This window comes from Bacillus cereus group sp. MYBK101-2, assembly GCF_051918845.1.
GTDB lineage: Bacteria > Bacillota > Bacilli > Bacillales > Bacillaceae_G > Bacillus_A > Bacillus_A paranthracis.
The window spans coordinates 1-21,145 of the sequence record NZ_JBQAIE010000011.1; the positions used below are offsets into that span (position 1 = coordinate 1).

The following is a 21,145-nucleotide window of genomic DNA, read 5'->3' on the forward strand; positions in this document are numbered from 1 at the left end:
CAAAGTCTCCTTTCATTTTAGGTTCTGGATAAACCTAGGGGGTACTTTGCCTTATTTTTTGCCTAAAAATGTTTACACATACTTTTATACATCATCAATATATCAGCGATTTCACACAATATATCGGCGATTTTTTAAATTTATCGACGATTCGACATCGAATATCGACTTACCGACAAATTTCGCCAAACCATTCCTCCATTCCACCAATCAATCACACATCAATACCAAACAAAAAAGGTCACCCAAACGGGTGACCTTTCTTCCTTATTCACAAACAAGAATTTGTCTAGAAAATGTTCCTTTTTTTGTAGTGCAGCGATCTATAATTTCAAATCCTGCTTCATGAATCATATCGTCCATTGTTTCCATTGTAACAACGACTACCTTTTTAGCAATGCGGCGCGCGCTTGAAAGAATGGAGAGCTGATTTTCTGGTGTTGCGTGCGTAAATAAGTCATATGGCATGTCGATAATTGCGACGTCGTAATTATCCGTAATCTCCTCGATCGGTCCTTTCGTTATCGTCCCATCGAATCCGAAGTGTGCAATATTTTCTCTCGCTCCAATCGCAACGAGCGGGCTTATATCTCTACCAACGATGTTAATTCCCATCGAAAGAGCTTCTACTACAACCGTTCCAATGCCGCAGCACGGATCAATCGCTCTTACTCCCTCTGGATTTGGCACCGCAATATTTGCAACGGATCTTGCAACGCGTGTGCTAAGAGATGTCGAATAGCTACGTGGTTTTTTTATATGATGATACCAAACTGGCTTACTCTCTACATAATGTCCAAAATACCAACGTCCGCCTAATGGAACAATACCAAAAGTACGCTCTGGATTGCGCACATCTGCTTCCGCATCAATACAATCTCCAATACGTCGTTCAATGATACGCCTTTCCGCATACTCTATTTTATTTTTCCCCTCAAGATCATTGATTTTCACGAAGATAACTTTAAACGTCATTTCTCCTAATTCAATTTCCTTTACTTGTTCCAAAATACTTTCTAAGTCGTCTCCTTCATACATAACCTCAACGCGCTCTTTCATAAAAGGACTTCTACTCGGGTCAATTTTGACATCACTTTTCAAAATATTAACGTGAGACTCCATTCCAAAGAACGAGCGCATTTCCAAGTAACATAAAGCACGCTCCTCCTCACGAAATGCATACGTATATATACATGCAGGTGTTTTCCTATGATTATTCAATCTATGATCATCCTCTATATCGTTATAATTACAATACTTTCTTATATAAAATTAAATGATATCACATGCCTGAAATAAAGAGAAACGTTAATAAATAAAAGAGATTGCCTATCGGCAATCTCTTTTAATGTATTAACGGAAAGAAGATACGTTATTACCCTTTGCTTCGTAATAGTCTAAAATACCTTGATAAATTGCTTCTGCTGCACTTTGTTTCTGTGCTGGTGTAGCGAGTTTATTTGCATCATTCTTATTATCTACAAATGCTAATTCTGCTAATACAGCTGGCATTGTATTATATTTTACTACGTACCAATTATCCTTTTTCACACCACGATCTTTTGTTCCAAGAGCTGCTACAAGACGCTTTTGAATTTTTTCTGCTAATAAGCGACTGTCTTCCGTATGTGGATTCGTTGATCTTGTCGGTGCTGCTGCATAATAGAATGTTTCTGTACCATGTCCATCTTTACCTGTAGAACCGTTACCGTGAATACTTACGAAAATATCACCATTATTTTCATTAGCAAATTCTACTCTTTTTCTTAAAGAATCACTAGAATCTACTCCTGGGCGTGTATCGTTCGTACGTGTTAACTTAACAGTAAATGGTGTCTTTTTCTCAAATAGTTTTTGTAATCGTAAAGATGTATCTAATACGATTTGACTTTCTTTCTCGTAATAACCAACATTACCCGAGTCAATTCCACCGTGACCTGGATCAATAATAATTGCTTTACCTTCTAAGAAGTTCTCTTGTTTTACTGGGTTTAATTGATTTTTATCAACCCATTGGAAACCAGCGCCTACGCGGATACGAATCCAGCTTCCACTCTCTTCCATAACCGTTACTGTTTGTGCATTATATGTACCTAGCACTTTAGAACTATGTGAAGCTGTTTCATAAGTAGTAAATCCTTCATTAATCGTTTCTGTTTTTTCTGTTAGAGGTGTCCATTTCTCACCTTTACTTGTTACAATTTTTAACCAGCCGTCTGCTCTTTGTTCTTTCACTACAACCATTTGTGGCTTATGCTGAACATCAGTAATACCAGATGATAATGATGGTTGATGATATGTAATAAAGTTTCTGTTCATATACATTCTTTTTGATGTATCTGTTTTATTTTGATCAGCCATCGCAATAAACTGAGCTGCTTCTGCACGAGTTACAGTTCCTTCAGGCTCCCAACCATTTCCCGTACCTTTAGAAATCTCTAAAGCTACTAAAATATTAGCTTGTTTCTTACCCCAATGAGGTTCCAAATCTTTAAACTGTGTTGGAAGTTCTCCAATAATTTTCTTATCTAATGAGTATGCTTGTACCAACATAGATGCCATAGATGCACGGTTAATTTGGCTTGATGGATTAAATTTACCAGTACCATCTCCACTAATTACACCTGCTTTTTCCACTGCAGCAATGTACGGAGCTGCCCAATGGTTTTGTGCATCTTTAAAAGATGGCTTTGCTTTTGGATCAATTGGTAAACCAAGAACGACTGCTAAAATTTTTGCAGCTGATCCTCTATCTACTGCTTCAGATGGAGAAAACGTTCCATCTGGCTTTCCATCAAGCGCCTTTTTTCCTACTAAATAATCAACTGATTCTTGCGCCCATGAAGGAACATCCGAAAACTTCTTTGCTGCTGCGAAACTACTTACTGGAGACGATAATAAACTTGCGGCTAAAATACCTGCCGCGACTGCACGATACTTCATAAAAAATAATACTCCTCTCGACAATCATCTTTTAATAACGCGTAATCTTAATATATAAATTTCGACAAATTCGAACAAAAAAAATTAGTGCGCCTCTATTATTTTATAATACTCGAATTATGTAGTAAACCTACTTTCTTAATATTGTAAAATAAATTACAATTAATTTACTCTTTGTTAAATAAAGTCGATTTCTCTGCAAACAAAAAATAGGCTACTAGAGGTAGCCCATTTCTTTTCTTATTCTGCAATCATCTCTGATAATACATATGCATAAACAAGTGCTTCTGTATGAGCAATCGAACTTTCATGTGTACGCTCAAATGCATGAGAAGAATCAATACCTGCTCCAATTAATGCATGTTTCACATCAAATCCAGCGCGAATTGCAGCTGATGCATCCGATCCATAGTACGGATAAATATCTACTTTATATTCAATATTGTTCGTTTTCGCAAGTTCTACTAAATGTTTACGTAGTGCATAATGATACGGACCACTAGAGTCTTTTGCACAAATAGATACTGTATACTCGTCAGATGCTTGTCCATCACCTAGCGCTCCCATATCAACCGCTAAATATTCAACCGCTTCTTCTGGAATGTTAGAGTTACCACCGTATCCAATCTCTTCATTGTTAGAAATTAAGAAATGAGTTGTATATGGTAATGTTACGTTTTCATCTTGTAATCGCTTAATTAATTTTAATAGAATCGCAACACTTACTTTGTCATCTAAATGACGTGATTTTATGTATCCACTCTCTGTAATTTGAACGCGCGGATCAAATGAAACGAAGTCTCCTACTTCAATTCCTAATTCACGTACTTCATCAGCTGAAAATACGCGCTCATCAATGCGAACCTCAATATTTTTCTCATCGCGTTTCGCCTCACCTGCATCTTTATATACATGTACAGACGTTTGATGCATTAAAATCGTTCCTGTATACGTCTTACCACTTGATGTTTCAATTTCACAATATTCCCCTTCTACAGAGTTCCAGCGAAATCCGCCAATCATAGAAAGACTCAGACGACCATCTGGCTTAATTTCTTTTACCATCGCACCTAACGTATCAACATGTGCTGTTAATAAACGGTGCTGTGCATCATTTTTCCCTTTTACCGTTAAAATAAGAGCACCTTTATTGTTACGCTTCGTTTCTACATTCCACTCACTTACATAGTTTTCAATAAAACGAATAATTTTCTCTGTATTTCCAGATGGACTTGGAATAGAGACAAGCTCCTTAATCAATTCCATCGTTTCTTTCGCATAATGTGCCATTGTCATTTCCTCCTCATTTTTCCTATTATTTAGTATACCGAATTTACTATAAATCCTCTACTCATATAGCTTAATTTTCTAAATTATAGTAAAATTCACTTTAGTATATAAAAGGAGTTATACAATATGAATATATCAAAAAAATATGTACACATTGCACTCATTTGGTTTCTAGCATCATTACTTTGTTTACAAGTTTCTTATGCAGTTCATACTACTACTTCTATTACAATCGGCTGGGTATTAACAGCTATCTTCTTCATTATTAGTTTAATTGCAACAAAAAAGCATAGCGTTAATGAGTAACGCTATGCTTTCCCTACAAATCTATTCTTCTGAAACATCCAACAAGTAAATACCTCTTTCAAACCCACCGCGCTCTATCTCTTTCTGCTTACGAAGACGTTCTACATCTTCAATTGTCGCACCTTCTGCACGCGCTAATGAGATGATTACTTCCAGTGCATCCGCAAGAGAATCAAGCGCATGTTCACGCTCTTTCATAGAAGCAAATTCACGAATTTCTTCTGTTCCAATTTTCGCTAAAGCTTGTATGTATGCTTGTCCTGTTAATTTTTGTGCTGTATATGTTTTTCCAGACATTAAAATCTTCTCTGGAACACGATCTCTTACTAACTTGTTATATGCTGACATCATCCATCCTCCTATGTTTAATAGCAGCCGAGCTCTGCCTTATAAAATAACCACTCTTTTTTCACACAAGCACTTAACATATCAATTCCTGATCCGTGTGCCCTTACTGCCGGAAAGAAATAATGCTCTGGTTCTTCTTTCTTATCGCCATATAAGGTTTGGTACTCATCAGGAATCGCCTCTTTTTTCACATCCCGTTCTTTCTCCACTTCACCTGAGAAAGCAACAATTGGATGCCCTTCAAAGAATAGTGCAGTTCGTACCGCAAGAGATGGTGTACTATGCAAAGCATAATATGTAAGTAAAATAATAACGATAACACCAATAATTTTCTTCATATATTACTCCTAAAAAAAGTGCTAACACAATTATACTAAAATGTGTTAGCACTTTCTCCCCTTTATCCTAAATTAGCCGGCAGTAAAACTACCACTACACTTTATTCTCCTTTAAATGCTGGCAAACGTTTTTCTAAAAATGCAGCGATGCCCTCTTTATGATCCGCTGTTTGTCTCATCGCATATTGGCCGCGTTTTTCAAGCTGCAGCGTTTGTTCTAAATTGGAGCGATTTACTTCACATAAAATTTGCTTCGTTTGAATCATCGCTTTGATTGGCTTTTGTGACCATTCACTAATCTTTTGCTTCACAGCCGTTTGGAAATCTTCACCGATTACTTCATCAATTAAACCGATATCAAGCGCTTCGCTCGCCGATAATTTCTTTCCTTCCCAAATAATTTGCTTCGTCATATTTTCACCAACGCGCTTTTGAAGGAAGAAATGGCCGCCGCCATCTGGAATTAAAGCGATTCCAATAAAGTTCATCGCAATAATGGATGAAATATCTGCCATCACATAGTCAGCTGTTAGCGCAATACTTAATCCAAGACCAGCAGTTGGTCCATGAATCGCACTAATAACGAGCTTTGGCATCGTATATAAAGTCACAACGACTTCAGAGATAGTATTCATAATACCATCAAACTTGCTTTCATCATTACTTGAAAGCATCGATTTAATATCTCCACCCGCAGAAAAACCACGGCCGTTCCCGCATAACACAACAATGTGTGCAGAACTCTCCGCTACTTCTTTCAGCTTTTGTAATAACTCTTTTAACGTTGGCTCATCTAATGCATTTAACACCTCTGGGCGATTGACCATAACCGTTGCAACGTGCCCTTCATATTTCACAATGACAGATTCTGTTTTACTTGTTACTTCCATTATAAATACCCCTCTTTTCTACATAAAGTGAAACTTTAATCAGTGGAGTGGGGGTTTCTTCATCCCCCACTCCACTGATTATTAGTTGAACCAATCGGACTTTTATGGGCAGTTGATTCCCCACCTAACTTCTTTGCTTTCTCTGAATTTTGAGGTGGGGGTCTTACTGCCCATTAAAGCGGGACAAAGATTATACTTATATAATTATAGAAAGGATGTGAAAAACCCTTCTTTTTTCTTAATTTTCTGTCTAATAATCTCGTAATTTGTATATCACCTTGCATAAAACATACAATTTCGTTGAAAAATATAGAAATTAAAGTCGGTTTATCCCGGCTCTTCATCTATTTACCATTACAATGAAATGGTGTATTCTTAAGTCTGATATAAAAATTAAATATAGAAATTCATTCCCCTTCCTATTATATAGAGGGGTGCTGAAATAAAGGAATGAAGAAATGGAGGAACATATGGTTACTAAGTTAAAACAGACGGATAACTACTTCCCGCATTTCCTACTGCTATTCATCGTGTTTCAACCAATTTTAGATTTATTAACGTCTTTTTCAATCTATATATTACACATGAGCGCAACAGTCGGAATCGTAGTCCGTTTCGCCTTTATGCTTCTTGCATTAGGTTATCTACTTCTTCATCATAAACAACAAGGCGCGAAAAAGTACATTCTCTATTTATGTTTACTCGGCATTGCACTGGCAATCGGTCTTGTAAATAATATGATGGTTAAATATCCAGTTTCATTTGGAGAAGAAGTTAAATTTATTTTAAAGAGCATATATCCAATTGTGCTACTGTTTGGATATATTATCGTCTTTAAAGAGCTAAAAAATAAAGAATATGTGTTTCATAAAATCATTACATATTTCTTATATGCAACTTTAATTTTAAGCATCACAATGATTATCGCAATGCAAACTGGCACTGATTTCCCAAGCTATCCTCACTCAAAAATTGGCTCAAGAGGTTGGTTCTTTGCTGGAAATGATTTAAGTGCTCTCTTCGCGATTATGTTCCCAATCGTTGTCTTATATTCGATTTATAAAACAACTTCTTTCTCGAAAATATATTACTGGATTCCAACAATACTTGCGATGTATGCAAGTATTATGGTCGGAACAAAAGTTGGATATGGTGCAATTGTGCTAACATTAGGCGTAGCACTTTTCTTCTCGTTCATTGAATATATGATAAACCGTAAAAAAGAAAAAAAAGGATTCACATATCTTGTAAACACCATCGTTGCAGCAGTTGTACTAGGAGGTTTAATTGTTCTTACACCGCATACTCCTATCGCAAAAAATATGGGAATCCACATGCAAATATACGAATACAAAAAATCAGTACAAGAAGAACAGGATAAAAAAGAAGGAAAAGTAATTAAAGAAAATCCAGAGGATGCAAAAAAACACGCAAAAGGTGAACTAACAGACTCTGAAGTGAAGAGTTTAATTTATAGTGATCGGGACAAATTCTTAAAAGTATACAAACAATACTATAAAGAAGCACCGCTCTCACAAAAACTTTTTGGAATGGGTTACGCTGGTAACTACACAGTTAAAATTAAATTAATTGAAATGGACTTCCATGACCTATTTTTCGCCTTTGGAATTATCGGTTTCCTTATTTACTTAATACCACTTCTATACTTCGGTATTAAACTATTCATCCGTATGATCACAAACTTTAAGAAAATTATAACTGTAAAATATATGCTATTATCTAGTACACTCATCCTATCACTTGGCATTGGCTTTATGTCTGGTCACGTATTAACAGCGCCATCTGTTAGCATTTTTTTCATCGTTATACTTGCCTACTTAATTGTTGATTTAGAAATAGAATAGAAAGAAGCAGCATCTATTTGGATGCTGCTTCTTTCTACTCCAGTCATAATTGCTTTTTCTCGCTTAATTAAATTTTTTGTGGACTACTAAAAAAAGATCGAATCACATAACGATTCGATCTTTGAAACAAAACTATTTCTTTCTATTGAAACGATGTATGAATCTGCTCCAGCACCTCATCAATATTATCCTTCGTAATAACAATACCGAAATCTTTCGGCACATTACGATCTTCTTCATTTACAACTTTATGTGCAATTATCTTTCCGACTTCTGGCCTGAAATGATGTCCATCCATATAGTTATCTAAGTTCTTTGTTACTGAATTTAAATACATGAAATGATGCACTTCTCCAAATACATCGACAGCATCATGGAGCCACCTTTTATAATCTTCCCAACGCCCTGATTGAATCATCGCACGGAACAATGGCTCTGAAACAGGAGTTGTAAAAATATAAAACTTTGTATTTGGATTATGAGATTTTACAGTTCCTAATATTCCCTTCATATTTTGATACTCATAATTCCCGCCATAAATCTCTCTACTAAATTTATCTACTTGCGCGGCAATTTGTGTGTCACGCTCTTCTTTCGTATACTCACGCATCGATTTTATGTTATCGCGATTATATACATCAATAGTCTTATTGTGATGAATGGAGTTTTGAATTGTATTTCGGGAATATGTAATCCCATCCATACTCACATACGATTTAATTGGATATAGTAAGCTTTGTGCCTCATTAATATATACTTCTGGCTTTTCAAAACCGATTTCTCTATTTTTGTTCGTTCCAAGGAAATCTAAACCAATCACAATAGAAGATAATTCACTACCTTTTCTCTCTTTTGCATATTCAATGTACGCATCGTACTCACGCGGATCTGTACTACTTACCGCATAATTAAATGCGTTTAATCCGGTAAAATCATTTTCATTGATAAACGTTGTTCTACTACTGCCAAGTATAACGCCATCATAAGTAAACGGACGATATGTTATATAATTCGTTTTTTGTTGTCTCTCATTAAACCCAAACTGAACATTATTCCACTTATTTTTATGCGAGAATAACCAAAGTGAATCTGCATAGCCATTAAATATTCCAACACCTGCAAGTGGAACAAAAACACATACAAAAACGAAAATAAGCCACTGTTTGTTTTTCATATTCTCCACCTAGAAATTAAAGTATAAAAACTCACTAATACTCGTTAAATGCAATACACTATACACAAGTAATATTGCAGTAAATAACGCCGTCCATACTGTCGGACGGAATGAGTCTTTTAACTGAATTGAATTTTTTAAGAAGAAACTAATACATAATGCTCCGAAAATATACGCTACTATTTCCGTATTTAATAATGAAACATGGTATGCTTCAGTAAATGAAACACCGTACCCTTTTAAAAATTGTAGCTTCTCAATAACAAATACCGGGAATACGCTATTTGCTAGTTCGAATCCATTAAATCCAAACATTCCTTTTAACACTTTCACCGCATCATGCATCGATGTTGCTCTAAAGAATACCCACGTTATATTAATGAAGAAAAACGTCACGAGCCATCCCGCCCAGGCCGGCATGCACCCTCCTGCTTTGTTCCACAAACGATGAACGACAGAAGCTAATCCGTGCAGAAATCCCCAGAAAATAAATGTCCAACCAGCCCCATGCCAAAGTCCACTTATTAAGAAGACAATCATAATATTGACGTATGTACGCGTAATACCTTTTCGATTTCCTCCAAGAGAAATATACACATATTTCGTTAAAAACTGGCTTAATGTCATATGCCAACGATGCCAAAAGTCTTGTATACTCACCGCTTTATAAGGTGAGTTAAAGTTTTGAGGCAATTTAATGTTGAACATTAACGCAATTCCAATTGCCATATCGCTATATCCACTGAAATCAAAGTATAACTGAAATGTAAACGCTAATGATGAAAGCCAAGCTTCAACAAAGGTTAGCGACTGCTGTACATCAAACCCTTCCCGTACGACAGGAGATAAAACGTCTGCAATCCCTACTTTCTTGAAAATACCGATGGCAAATACAAAAATACCGAGAACGATATAATTTGATTGCCAACGCTTTTTACTACGATCCGCAAATTGCGGCATAATTTGCGCATGGTGTACAATTGGTCCTGCAATAAGTTGCGGGAAAAATGTTACAAACAGAGCGTAATCAAGAAAATGACATGCCTCCGTTTCCCCGCGATATGTATCTACTAAAAACGCAATCTTTTGGAATGTATAGAAACTAATCGCAAGCGGTAACGTTAATGATAATAATGTAAAATGAGTTCCAAATAACGAATTTACATTTTGCAAAAAGAAATCATAGTACTTGAAATAACTAAGCATTCCAATATTAAATAGTAAGCCTACTGTTAAAAGAAATTTACTCTTATGCTTTACGAGCTTCATTCCGATAAAGTAGTTCACAATGAGCGATACTAACATAAGCGGCAAATACTTTATGTTCCAATAACTATAGAAAAATAAAGATGCTGCCACAAGCCAAGCTTTCGCTAAAGTAGTTTGTCCAAATTTATTTAATAAAAAATATAAAAGAAATGCTATCGGTAAAAATAAAAAAATAAACTCAAACGAGTTAAATAACACACCATCTCTTCCCTTCTAAACAAATCACACCTTATTCATCTTATCTTATCCAGATAGTGGGTGTCAAAAGGATTCCATACCGCTTTTCTTCTATTATATAGAATAATTATTTTAATCGAATTATTAACATGCTAAAATATTAAAGGCACTATTATAAAAAAGAATATATAATAGATATGTCGTTTTTTTTACGAAATGTATTTCGAAAAAGTGAGGAGAGTCCTTTGGTATTTAGTAGTTCGATTTTCTTATTTATCTTTTTACCTCTCGTATTATTTCTCTATTTTATAGTGCGTGCCGAGCTACGTAACTTCGTATTACTTGCATTTAGTTTAATTTTCTATGCATGGGGCGAACCACGTTTCGTTCTTTTAATGCTCTTTTCCATCGTATTAAACTACTGCTTCGGCCTACTCGTGCATCATTATGATAAACGAAAAAATATGAAAGTCACATTTTTAATTATGGCTGTAGTCGGAAATATACTATTACTTTCTTATTTTAAGTATATTTCATTTTTCACAGACATTTTAAACAACGTCTTGCACTTATCTATTCATGTGGAACCTATTCCACTACCAATTGGAATTTCATTTTATACATTCCAAGCGATGTCCTATGTCATCGATATATACCGTAAAGATGGGGATGTTCAAAAAAATCCACTTAACTTAGCACTATATATCTCTATTTTCCCTCAGCTTATTGCCGGACCAATTGTTCGTTACAATATCGTCGCTGAGCAAATTAAAACGCGCATCCATTCTTTTGAACGATTCACAGAAGGCATTCAAATTTTCGTTCTCGGACTAGCAAAAAAGATATTAATCGCTAACCAAGTTGGATTTGTCGCTGATAAAATCTTTGCCTTACCACCATCTGAAATGAGTGTTGGAACGGCATGGATTGGTATTATCGCCTATACCTTGCAAATTTATTTCGATTTCTCAGGATACTCTGACATGGCAATCGGACTTGGAAAAATGTTCGGCTTTGATTTCCCGAAAAACTTCAACTATCCGTACATCTCTAAATCTATTTCAGAGTTTTGGAGAAGATGGCATATTACACTCGGCTCTTGGTTCCGCGATTACATATATATCCCGCTCGGCGGAAACCGCGTTTCAAAACTAGCGAATTATCGTAACCTCTTCATCGTGTGGGGATTAACTGGTTTATGGCACGGGGCGAGCTGGACATTTATCGCCTGGGGCTTATATTACGGCTTTATTATTTCAATTGAAAAAGCTGGATTCGAAAAAATATTAAATAAACTATGGAAGCCGCTGCAACATGCATACGTATTACTAATCGTTATGATCGGTTGGGTCTTCTTCCGAGCTGACAACTTCGCTTACTCTTTCCAATATTTAAAAGCGATGTTCGGCATAGGTGGCCAATCTTTCATCGATGACAATACGATGTTATACGTACATGAATACATTATCGTATTTCTCATTGCCTTTATCGCAGCGACACCAATTTTAAAAAGAATGAAAAACATACTAGAACTTGCGCCAAAAACGTATATGTTCACAATGCAATTTGTACGTCCTATATTATTACTAACATTATTTATGATTTCGGTTATGTACTTGATTAACTCAACATATAATCCATTTATTTATTTCAGGTTTTAACTGATGTAGGAAGGAAACGTTATTATGAAAAAATTGGGGAACCTCATCCTGTTTATCGGTTTTCTCACCATTATCTTTTCATTTGGCATATTATCGTTACTCAAAACAGACCGAGACATTTCACCAGTTGAAAATCGGCCGCTCGCTCAAAAACCAGCACTTACGAAAGAAGCTCTCCTAACTGGTAGCTTCTTTAAAGATTTCGAAACATACACAAATGATCAACTAATCGGACGAGATGAGCTTATTAAAAACTATACAATTGCTCAAATTAATATGGGCAAATCTCTCATTAACGACATTATTTTAACTGATGATAAATGGCTCCTGAAAAACCCGGCGTGGACAAAAAAATATAATGAAATTGACCAATCCATGCCCGCTATAAACGATTTATCTCAGTTTTTAAAAGAACAAAACGTTGAGTTTTACTTTGCTTTACCACCGTCAAAAACGAATGCATTATCATTTAAATTACCTTCTCATATTCATACATATGCACAGGAAAATTTAAATTACTTTCTAAAGAAGCTTCCAGCAGACGTAAAGCCAATAAAACTTATGGAACACTTTAAACAGAACTATACAAACGAAGAAATACAAGACATGTATTTCAAAACAGATCATCATTGGAATATGGACGGTGCCTTCTTAGGTTACCAATATATAATGAACACAATCGGGCAACAATCTTCTATATATAAAGGAAAAGAAATAAAAAAAGAAGACTACACTCGGACATGTGCGCAAAATAAACATTTAGTCGGAAGTTTTAACAACCAACTATACCAACTCATCGATGCAACGGGTGAAAAATTGTGCTACTACACACCGAAAGACGGTTTCAACTTCACAAGCGTAACCGCAAAAGATGTGAAAGGTACTGTTCACCAAAACTTAGATGAACTATACGGCGTAGAAAAACAAAAAGATACAACATCATACGCAGGTTATTACACAGATGACTATCCAGAAATCGTCATCAAAAATAACAATGCACAAAATGAAGTACGCGCCCTAGTCCTAAAAGACTCATTCGCAAACGCAATCGTGCCACACTTAGCACAAAGTTTCAAACACACATCTATCCTCGACCTGCGTCACTATCACGAAAAAGATGTATATCAATACATTCAAGACAACAACATTAACATGGTATTGTTTGTGTATAGTGATTCGAATTTGAGCGGGGATATGTTTAAGTTTAAGAAATAGAAAGAAGGCTCTTGTAAAAATACAAGAGCCTTCTTTCTATTAAAAAATCAGCGGAGATGAATCCCGCTGATTTTTCACTTTATCTATAATCGACTTATAGATTTGGGTTGTTAAGAACGTTCACTTGTACTGCTTGTGAACCAATTTCACTTGTTACAACATTCTTATCGCCTAATACTTTGAATACTAATGTACCTTTGTCAGTGTACTTCGTAGTTAAAGCATCATAAATGTCTGCTTTAAAGTTGTTGAATACTGAATCACTTGATGCTGTTACTGTTACATCGCCAAGTTTTTGGTCAAAGATGTCATAATGAGCATTACCATTTGTATCAAGGTAAAGAGTTCCTTTATCTTTGCCAGACTTCACAACACGTACTTTATGTTGTGTTTCTTTTGTTAAGTTAATACCTTTTACGATATCATCAAGGTTACTCTTCTCAAGTTCTAATACAGTACCGATGTTAATTTTCTTCTCAACGAAGTTTTCTGTTTGAACTGGTTTGAAGTCTACAGATTTAATAGCGATTTTCTCTTGAACAACTTCGATTGTAGCTTTACCCGCAGTTGCGTCATTTTTAGTTAAGTGAATGTCAACTTTACCTGGTGCTATAGTAGTTACAACAACTTTATTCCCAACAATTTCAGCTGTAGCTACTTTTTCATTTTTAGACTCAACTTTATAGTCTTCTAAGTTCTCAGGATCAGAGTATACACGATCTGAAGTGTACTTAGATAATTGGTACTCAACTGTAGTAGAAACATTTCGGTCAACTTTTGTATCAGGTGATGCACCGTATTGACCTACTTTAGATACAAGTTCAAAGTTTTTGAATGCAACGTTACCTTCTGTTACGTTCACATATAATGAACCTAGCGTTTCACCGTTAGCATTTTGGAAGTGAACTGTACCTTCTCCCACTTCATTACCTGTAACACCAATTGTTTTTGTACCGATTGAGCCAGCATCAGCTGTTGTTACATCTAATTTTTTCACTACGCCAGTTTTTGGAAGAACCTCTTTAATTGCAGCTGTGTTAGCACCAAATGGATCACCATATTGGTCAGTTGTTACAAATGTAACAGGTAACTCTTTGTTTTGAACAACTTGTAATTTATCTGGATTAGCTTTTACTGATTTTAACGTACGAGAACCAGTCGTTACTTTGAATTTAACGTCTTTTGTAACGTCGCCTACTTTAATAGTAAGTGTAGCTTCACCAGCAGCTTCAGCTGTAATGTAGTTGTTTACTACAGAGATAATACCGCTGTTTGAAGATTTAATGCTAATTGAGTTTGGATCAACTACTTTATCTTCTCCAGCGATTGTAGCAACTACGTTATGGATTTGTGCTTTTTCACCAACCACTAACGTTTGACTGTTTAGTTTGAAGTCTTTTCCAGTCAATGTATTACCGTATACTACACCGTTTTTATCTGCATCTACCGCAAATACAGTACTCTTAATTGCAGAAGCTGGTGTATCAAGGTTTTTCACTGAAATAATACCAGTGTTAGAAACAGTTAAACCACCGCGTTTTGTAACTTGAACCTCTACTTTGTAATCACCGTGAGAAAGGCCAACACCAAGTTTACCTGTAGAAGAAGTTGACTTTCCACCCTCAAAAATGTTTGCTGGTGAACCGTCTAAGTTATTTGCTACAAATTTGACGTCATGGTTTGCTAAGTTTAAGTACTCAACATCAGCGTTACCTTTTTCGTCGTTTAATTTGAAGACAATTGCTTGACCAGCACGATCATCATCAAATGTAAGTTTTTCTACAGCTAATTTTTTCACTTCGTATACGAATTTCGCTACGAATGATTGATTTTTAACTTTAATGCTTAAGTCTTTATTAGGAGCTACTTTGCCACCAAGTGTTACTACAGCAGAAGTACCATCAGCGCTTGCTTCAATCGCAACAGCTTTATCTCCTTCAAGAGTTACATCATCAGCAGAAAGTTTATCTAAACCAGTACCTGTTAATGTTAATTTCGCTGGTTCAGAAATTTTCACATCTGTTACATATGCTTGTGCATTATCTTTTTTACCATATTTTTTATCTGTTAATGCGATAAATTGAGCTGCTTCTGCACGAGTTACAGTTTTATTTGGCTCCCATTTCGTACCAGTACCTACAGAGATTCCAAGGTTAATTAGGATGTTTGCTTTTTCTTCACCCCAATGTTTTCTTAAATCATCAAATGTTGTAACTAACTCGCCATTAACTTTATCTTTTAAGTTATAAGCACTTACTAACATAGAAGCAAATGAAGCACGGTCAATCTTTCCTTCTGGATAGAAGTTTTCTTTGCCGTCACCTTTAACGATACCAGCTTTTTCAACTGCTGCGATATATTTAGCAGCCCATGTATTTTTAGCATCTTTGAAAGAAGGTTGAGCATTTTCATCAACTGGTAAATTTAAAATTTTAGTGAAGATTACAGCTGCAGAAGCACGATCGATTGATTCGGTTGGACCATATGTACCGTCTGGCTTACCTACAATTGCACCTTTATCTACTAAGTAGTTAATAGATTCTTCTGCCCAATGTCCAGCTGGAACGTCTGGGAATGATTTACCTGCTGCTGCTACTGGTGATACAACACCTGCTACCATTGCTGCTGTCATTGTACCTGCGATTACTTTTTTGTAAGAGTTAGTCTTTGCCATTTTATAAATTTCCTCCTTCAGGAATATGCTACTAGTTTCACATCATATTAAATTTGAAAACTAGCTAGTTAGAAAAGCCATAAAACAATAAAAACATAAACAAAAACACTATAATGAAAAGTAGTTCACATAAAAAATGATACAAACCGTTTAATGTAAATATAAGGTTTAAATACCATTTTATGAAACAAGTTCATCATACTATACAAAACCATTCGTTATCAAGAACTTTCTCAAAAGAAGATTCGACACATTCTGATAATTCAGTCTTTTAATCGTACTATTAGGATATTGATAATACTTAAATATAGAAATGAATAAACTGTTTTCCTATAAACCACTCTCAATGCGCTTCGTATATTTTTCATATCGAATACACAATTGGAATTATAGCACATATTTACACTTTATCACTCAAATATTTTTTACAATAAATACAATTTTCAGACTAAATTCGACTGAAATTATTTTGTTTCGACAATTTCTTCTTTTTTTCGAATGATTTTTTAACAGAAAAAGGTGTTAATTTACAAATATTTTACATATCAATGAGGTATTCTTCTATTTTTGAAAGCGCTTTTTATTTGTTTCTCAATAAGGCTACTCCTTTCAATCTCAAATGTATATGAAATAAGAGCAAAATAAAAAGCCTATGATACTCATAGACTTTTGTCTATTTTCTCATAGGCTTTAATAATTATTATTTTACTTCTTTAATAGAAACATCTACTCGTACTGGCTTGTCAAACTCAACTTTTTGTGTTTGCTCACCTTTTTTAACAGTAAGTTCTTTTACAAAGATTGACGTAGAACCTTTTGCACCAAACTTAGCAGTTTCTTCACTTACAACATTTGTATCTGCAGAAACAAATTTCACATCAGTTACAGTTGCACCCGCAGTTGTTGCTGGAACACCATCAACTGATAAGATATTTAGAAGTTCATTTGTTAATTGGCTATCTTTAGCAACCTCGTTAAGAGATGTGCTTGTGAAATCTACTGCTAATTTTTTAGCTGCAGGTGCTGAATCAACAACTTTAAATGAATGAGTTGTGATTAACTTACCGTCTGCTACTACAGTTACTTTATATGTTTCACCAGCTTTTGCTTCATTTCCTACAGTAATTGTGCCAGCAGCATCATTTACAGCTACTTGACCTGGAGTTGCATCCACTACTTTACCATCTTTATCTGTAGTAGTAACTTTAAGTGTTGCTGCTTCTTTCTCTCTTAAAACTAAACCATTAGCATCTACTGGAAGAACAGAAACTACCATTTCATTCTTTTTGTTTTCTTCAGTAACGTATTTATCTAATTCAGTTTCTAAACCACGAACCTCAAATTTAGAGAATACACCTGGAGCTTTTAATTCTAAAGCTAGTTTAGATTTCACTTCTGTTTTACCAGATTTAGCTGTTAATTCTACAGTATATTTACCAGCTTCTTGGCCATTTGTATTTAAAACTACTTCTTTATTAGCATAAGTTGCTTTTAAATTTTTAGCTACTTTACCGTCTTTATCAAGTACTTTTACTTCTACAGGAGCTGCGAACTCTTTTCCATATTGATCTAGTACTGGAGCTTTTACAGCTAAGTCAGTTACATCATTTGTAGACATTACTAAGCTAGTTTTTTCTAACTTAATCTCTTTTAATGCTTTTTGAGCAAAAGCTTCAATTTCAACTGTTTTTGAAACAAGTTCTTTACCTTTTGCATCTTTAACAGTTACTTTTACTGGTGCTTTTCCTGCTGCTAGTACAGTTACTTTACCAGTAGCTTTATCTACTACAGCTACCTCTGTATTTAATGACTCATATTCAGCTTTAACGTTTTTCACCACGTTATTGAATTGGTCTTTTAATTCTACTTGAACAGAAACATTGTCGCCTTCATAAACTTTATTGTTTTGTTTGAAATCTTTAGAAGTGAAATCCGCTTTATCTGCTGCTACTGTCCAGTTAGAGATCGAAGCTACTGCAGTACCTTCAGCAGAAACTTTCACTGTTTTACTTTCAGCTACTACTTTACCGTCTTTTTTATAAACAGCTTTTACAGTAGTTGAAGTACCTTCAGCTAAAGTAATATTACCTTCAGCATCAATTGTATTAGCTGGCGTTACAAATTCAATACCTTTTGGTGAAATAACTTCCGTACCATTCTCATCTGTAACTTTGTATTGTAATTTAGTTGCTTGACCAGCTACAACTGTTTGGTCAGCCATCTCGATTGTTTTTGCTTCTAAAGAACCTACAGCTACTTCTGTTTTACCAAATTTGTTTACATCTACAGTGTAAGTTTGTTTAGCTGCTAAGTTACCATATAATTCAACTGTAGCAGATTTTTTATCTTCTGATAAAGTTACTTCTTTAACTAGTACTTTATCGTTGTTAGCTTTGTTAGTTACTTTGATATCTTCTTTAGTTAATTTTTCAACAGCTTTGTTGAATTTAACTTCTACTTTTTGAGTTGTAACTGCTTTAGCAGATTCAACTGTTGTTGCTGTTGTACCGAACTGCTTGTCAGTTTTAGCAATAAATTGAGCTGCTTCTGCTTTCGTTACAGATTTATTTGGTTCCCATTTGTCGCCAGTACCAACAGAGATTCCTAATTTAACTAGGATGTTAGCTTTATCTTTACCCCAGCTATCTTTTAAATCATCGAATTTAGTTTCTAAAGGACCGTTTACTTTAGTATCTAATTTGTAAGCTTCTACAAGAAGAGATGCCATAGAAACGCGGTCGATTTTTCCGTCTGGATCGAATGTGCCGTCGCCTTTACCTTTAACAACGCCAGCTTTTTCAACTGCTGCGATGATTGCAGAAGCCCAGTGGTTTTGAGAATCAGCGTAAGATGGTTTAGCACCTTTTTCGATTGGTAAGTTTAAAATTTTAGCCATCATTGTAGCTGCTTCTGCACGAGTGATTTCACGATCAGGAGCGAATGTACCATCGTCGTTACCTGCGATAGCGCCTTTTTCTACTAGGTAGTAAACTGATTCTTTAGACCAGTGACCATCTACGTCTGGGAATGTTTTACCTGCTGCTGCTACTGGAGATACAACACCTGCTACCATTGCTGCTGTCATTGTGCCAGCGATTACTTTTTTGTAAGAGTTAGTCTTTGCCATTTTATATATTTCCTCCTTAGGAATGTAATACTAGTTCCATACTGTTTTAAATAGATATTCTATTTATTTTTGAAACTAGTAGATATAAATGTGGTTAAAGTATTCTTTATACAGAATAATAGAATATCCCGTATTAAAGAATCATAAAGAAATCATACACTCTTTTCATCTAATTTAAAACCTTAAATTCGACAAAAAAGTGAATTTTCACAATTCGAAACGATCGTTTTTTCGACTTTCATTTTAAAGGATCCAGATCTAAAAATCAGAATATTTTAAATGAATAGAAAAACGCGTCAGAATTACATTTATAACAAACTTCTTATAACCATTTACAACTATAACAGAAAAAGCTTTCCAATTACAATATCTAACTATAGAGATATTACGACATTAATCGACAACTTATTTTTCTATGATTCGACATTTTTATTACCATCAGATTTTCCAAAATTACCATACCTATTTTCTTATCATTTACTAAATAAAACGTTAAATACCAACATTCATTATATATTAATGTTAGGATTTTTAAACATACATCTTATCTCTCAAACTTCTTTCTTTATGAGCATATGTTTACAATCACTTACGTAATTCGACATTTTTCTACAAATTTATTTTTTCTTTCGACATTTTCTTTTTTCAAAAAATAAAAAAGAGGATGTCCTCTTAAATTAAGATCCCATTCCTCTTTTTTTGAACTCTTTTGAATTCAAGTCACTTATGATGTATCGAGACGCTGTTGAAATTTGCTCTCGTAATTCTTCTACTCTTTGTTCCAATGTTTCTTGTACATATTCTTTTTGTTCTAATTGCTTCGTTGCAACATTATACAAAGTTTCAGACGTCCAATCACCATCTACGTTTCCGATAATCGGCTGATTTACTTGTTGTAAAAATGAATCGATCTTTGGATCATATGAAATACCGACCATAGGAATATTAGCAACCGCAGATAGTATGAGCGCATGAAGTCTCATACCGATTAGAAGCGAACATTCCGACAAAATTGAAATTTTCTCATGAATATCGAGCTTATACGGAAGCATATGAGCTTCTTCTCCCATTAAATTAATAATATCGCGTGATGCATTTTGATCAAATGGTCCATGCATTGGTACGAATAAAATATGGTATCCATCACGCTTAAATTTTTTCAGCGTATCTGCTAGCTTCTTCATATAATCTTCTTTCGCGTCCCAATACCTCACACTAACTGCAATTACTTTCCCTTGAATCGCATGTTTTTGCAACCACTCCGACTTCATTCCTTCTGGTTGACATGCCAATACTGGATCTGGAACTAGTTCGATATCCTTCTTAATACCAATTTCTTTTAAATACAAAAATGAATCTTCATCACGAACTGATATATATTCCGCTTTTGATACTTGCCATTTCACTAATAAACGATTTTGTCTTTTCGTAATTGGACCAATTCCTTGCGCATAAATATAATACGGCTTCTTCAAAAAACGAGCAATTCGCATAATACCCGTATAGTACAAAATACTTTTAATACTCGTTTTATCTTGAAGGAGGCTTCCTCCTCCGCTAATTAAGCCATTACTTCTCTTTATTTCCTTATAAATTGCTCTTATATCCCAGCGATTTACTGCCTCTACACCGTACATTTTTCTTGTATAGTCGGGGTCATTCGAAAGTACAACAAGCTCAAGAGTAGGATCCTCTTCATGTAGCGCTTTAATAATTGATTGCAAAATTGCTTCGTCCCCAACATTATAAAAACCATAATATCCTGATAAAACTAACCGCACTCTTAATCTCCTCCAACATTTCGCAATCAACTTTTTGTCATTCAACAAATCGCTATCAACTCTTTAATAAGAAAAGTTGGATAACTT

The 21,145-nt window shown here is 35.0% G+C and carries 15 protein-coding genes; 4 read left to right on the plus strand and 11 right to left on the minus strand.

All coding sequences use genetic code 11. From position 1 onward, the window contains the following. Window positions 1-267: 267 nt before the first annotated feature. From ACTFSI_RS19385 to ACTFSI_RS19395, 3 genes are all read right to left on the minus strand, one after another. Entirely contained in the window at window positions 268-1,221 is a 954-nt protein-coding gene (locus ACTFSI_RS19385; protein ID WP_197225589.1) for a TRM11 family SAM-dependent methyltransferase, read from the minus strand. 132 nt (window positions 1,222-1,353) lie between these two features. After that, window positions 1,354-2,943: an N-acetylmuramoyl-L-alanine amidase gene (locus ACTFSI_RS19390; protein ID WP_044793667.1), complete on the minus strand. Its 1,590-nt coding sequence runs from the start codon at window positions 2,941-2,943 to the stop codon at window positions 1,354-1,356. A 240-nt stretch (window positions 2,944-3,183) separates the two neighbouring features. Then, window positions 3,184-4,233, minus strand: coding sequence for a M42 family metallopeptidase (locus ACTFSI_RS19395; protein ID WP_440045570.1), 1,050 nt, complete (start codon window positions 4,231-4,233; stop codon window positions 3,184-3,186). Window positions 4,234-4,359: 126 nt separating this feature from the next. Between ACTFSI_RS19395 and ACTFSI_RS19400 the strand changes: the two genes are divergently transcribed. Then, window positions 4,360-4,539, plus strand: coding sequence for a hypothetical protein (locus ACTFSI_RS19400; RefSeq protein WP_001995412.1), 180 nt, complete (start codon window positions 4,360-4,362; stop codon window positions 4,537-4,539). Window positions 4,540-4,560: 21 nt separating this feature from the next. Here the strand turns inward: ACTFSI_RS19400 and ACTFSI_RS19405 are convergent, their stop codons facing one another. The 3 genes from ACTFSI_RS19405 to ACTFSI_RS19415 all read right to left on the minus strand — a co-directional run bounded on the left by ACTFSI_RS19405 (window position 4,561) and on the right by ACTFSI_RS19415 (window position 6,115). Further along, the gene (locus tag ACTFSI_RS19405; protein ID WP_001277353.1) at window positions 4,561-4,887 is read right to left on the minus strand and encodes a nucleoside triphosphate pyrophosphohydrolase; all 327 of its coding nucleotides are present in this window, start codon (window positions 4,885-4,887) and stop codon (window positions 4,561-4,563) included. Between the two features lie 17 nt (window positions 4,888-4,904). Continuing rightward, entirely contained in the window at window positions 4,905-5,225 is a 321-nt protein-coding gene (locus tag ACTFSI_RS19410) for a hypothetical protein (protein WP_000720155.1), read from the minus strand. A gap of 101 nt (window positions 5,226-5,326) precedes the next feature. Next, complete coding sequence (locus tag ACTFSI_RS19415; RefSeq protein WP_000454170.1) at window positions 5,327-6,115, minus strand: enoyl-CoA hydratase; 789 nt, start codon at window positions 6,113-6,115, stop codon at window positions 5,327-5,329. Between the two features lie 470 nt (window positions 6,116-6,585). On the opposite strand from ACTFSI_RS19415, the gene ACTFSI_RS19420 reads away from it, so the two are divergent. Further along, a complete protein-coding gene (locus ACTFSI_RS19420; RefSeq protein WP_440045571.1) occupies window positions 6,586-7,980 on the plus strand; it encodes an O-antigen ligase family protein in 1,395 nt (464 codons plus the stop codon). 142 nt (window positions 7,981-8,122) lie between these two features. Here ACTFSI_RS19420 and ACTFSI_RS19425 read toward each other — a convergent pair whose 3' ends face one another. Beyond that, window positions 8,123-9,154, minus strand: a complete 1,032-nt coding sequence (locus tag ACTFSI_RS19425; RefSeq protein ID WP_044793670.1) for a hypothetical protein — start codon at window positions 9,152-9,154, stop codon at window positions 8,123-8,125. A 9-nt stretch (window positions 9,155-9,163) separates the two neighbouring features. Continuing rightward, on the minus strand, window positions 9,164-10,621 hold the full coding sequence (locus tag ACTFSI_RS19430; RefSeq protein WP_044793672.1) for an MBOAT family O-acyltransferase: 1,458 nt from the start codon (window positions 10,619-10,621) through the stop codon (window positions 9,164-9,166). Window positions 10,622-10,845: 224 nt separating this feature from the next. Here ACTFSI_RS19430 and ACTFSI_RS19435 point away from each other — a divergent pair, with 224 nt between their 5' ends. Both ACTFSI_RS19435 and patB1 read left to right on the plus strand, forming a co-directional pair. Next, window positions 10,846-12,261: an MBOAT family O-acyltransferase gene (locus ACTFSI_RS19435; protein WP_429670838.1), complete on the plus strand. Its 1,416-nt coding sequence runs from the start codon at window positions 10,846-10,848 to the stop codon at window positions 12,259-12,261. A gap of 24 nt (window positions 12,262-12,285) precedes the next feature. Next, on the plus strand, window positions 12,286-13,476 hold the full coding sequence (gene patB1 / locus ACTFSI_RS19440) for a secondary cell wall polysaccharide O-acetyltransferase PatB1 (RefSeq protein ID WP_440045572.1): 1,191 nt from the start codon (window positions 12,286-12,288) through the stop codon (window positions 13,474-13,476). A 94-nt stretch (window positions 13,477-13,570) separates the two neighbouring features. Here patB1 and ACTFSI_RS19445 read toward each other — a convergent pair whose 3' ends face one another. The 3 genes from ACTFSI_RS19445 to csaB all read right to left on the minus strand — a co-directional run bounded on the left by ACTFSI_RS19445 (window position 13,571) and on the right by csaB (window position 21,058). Continuing rightward, window positions 13,571-16,150 (minus strand): S-layer homology domain-containing protein, encoded by a 2,580-nt coding sequence (locus ACTFSI_RS19445; RefSeq protein ID WP_440045573.1) that lies wholly within the window; start codon window positions 16,148-16,150, stop codon window positions 13,571-13,573. Between the two features lie 700 nt (window positions 16,151-16,850). After that, window positions 16,851-19,277 carry an S-layer homology domain-containing protein gene (locus ACTFSI_RS19450; protein ID WP_044792076.1) on the minus strand — a complete coding sequence of 809 codons (2,427 nt, stop codon included), beginning with the start codon at window positions 19,275-19,277 and terminating at the stop codon, window positions 16,851-16,853. Between the two features lie 677 nt (window positions 19,278-19,954). Continuing rightward, window positions 19,955-21,058 (minus strand): polysaccharide pyruvyl transferase CsaB, encoded by a 1,104-nt coding sequence (csaB, locus tag ACTFSI_RS19455; protein WP_001241608.1) that lies wholly within the window; start codon window positions 21,056-21,058, stop codon window positions 19,955-19,957. Window positions 21,059-21,145 lie beyond the last annotated feature (87 nt).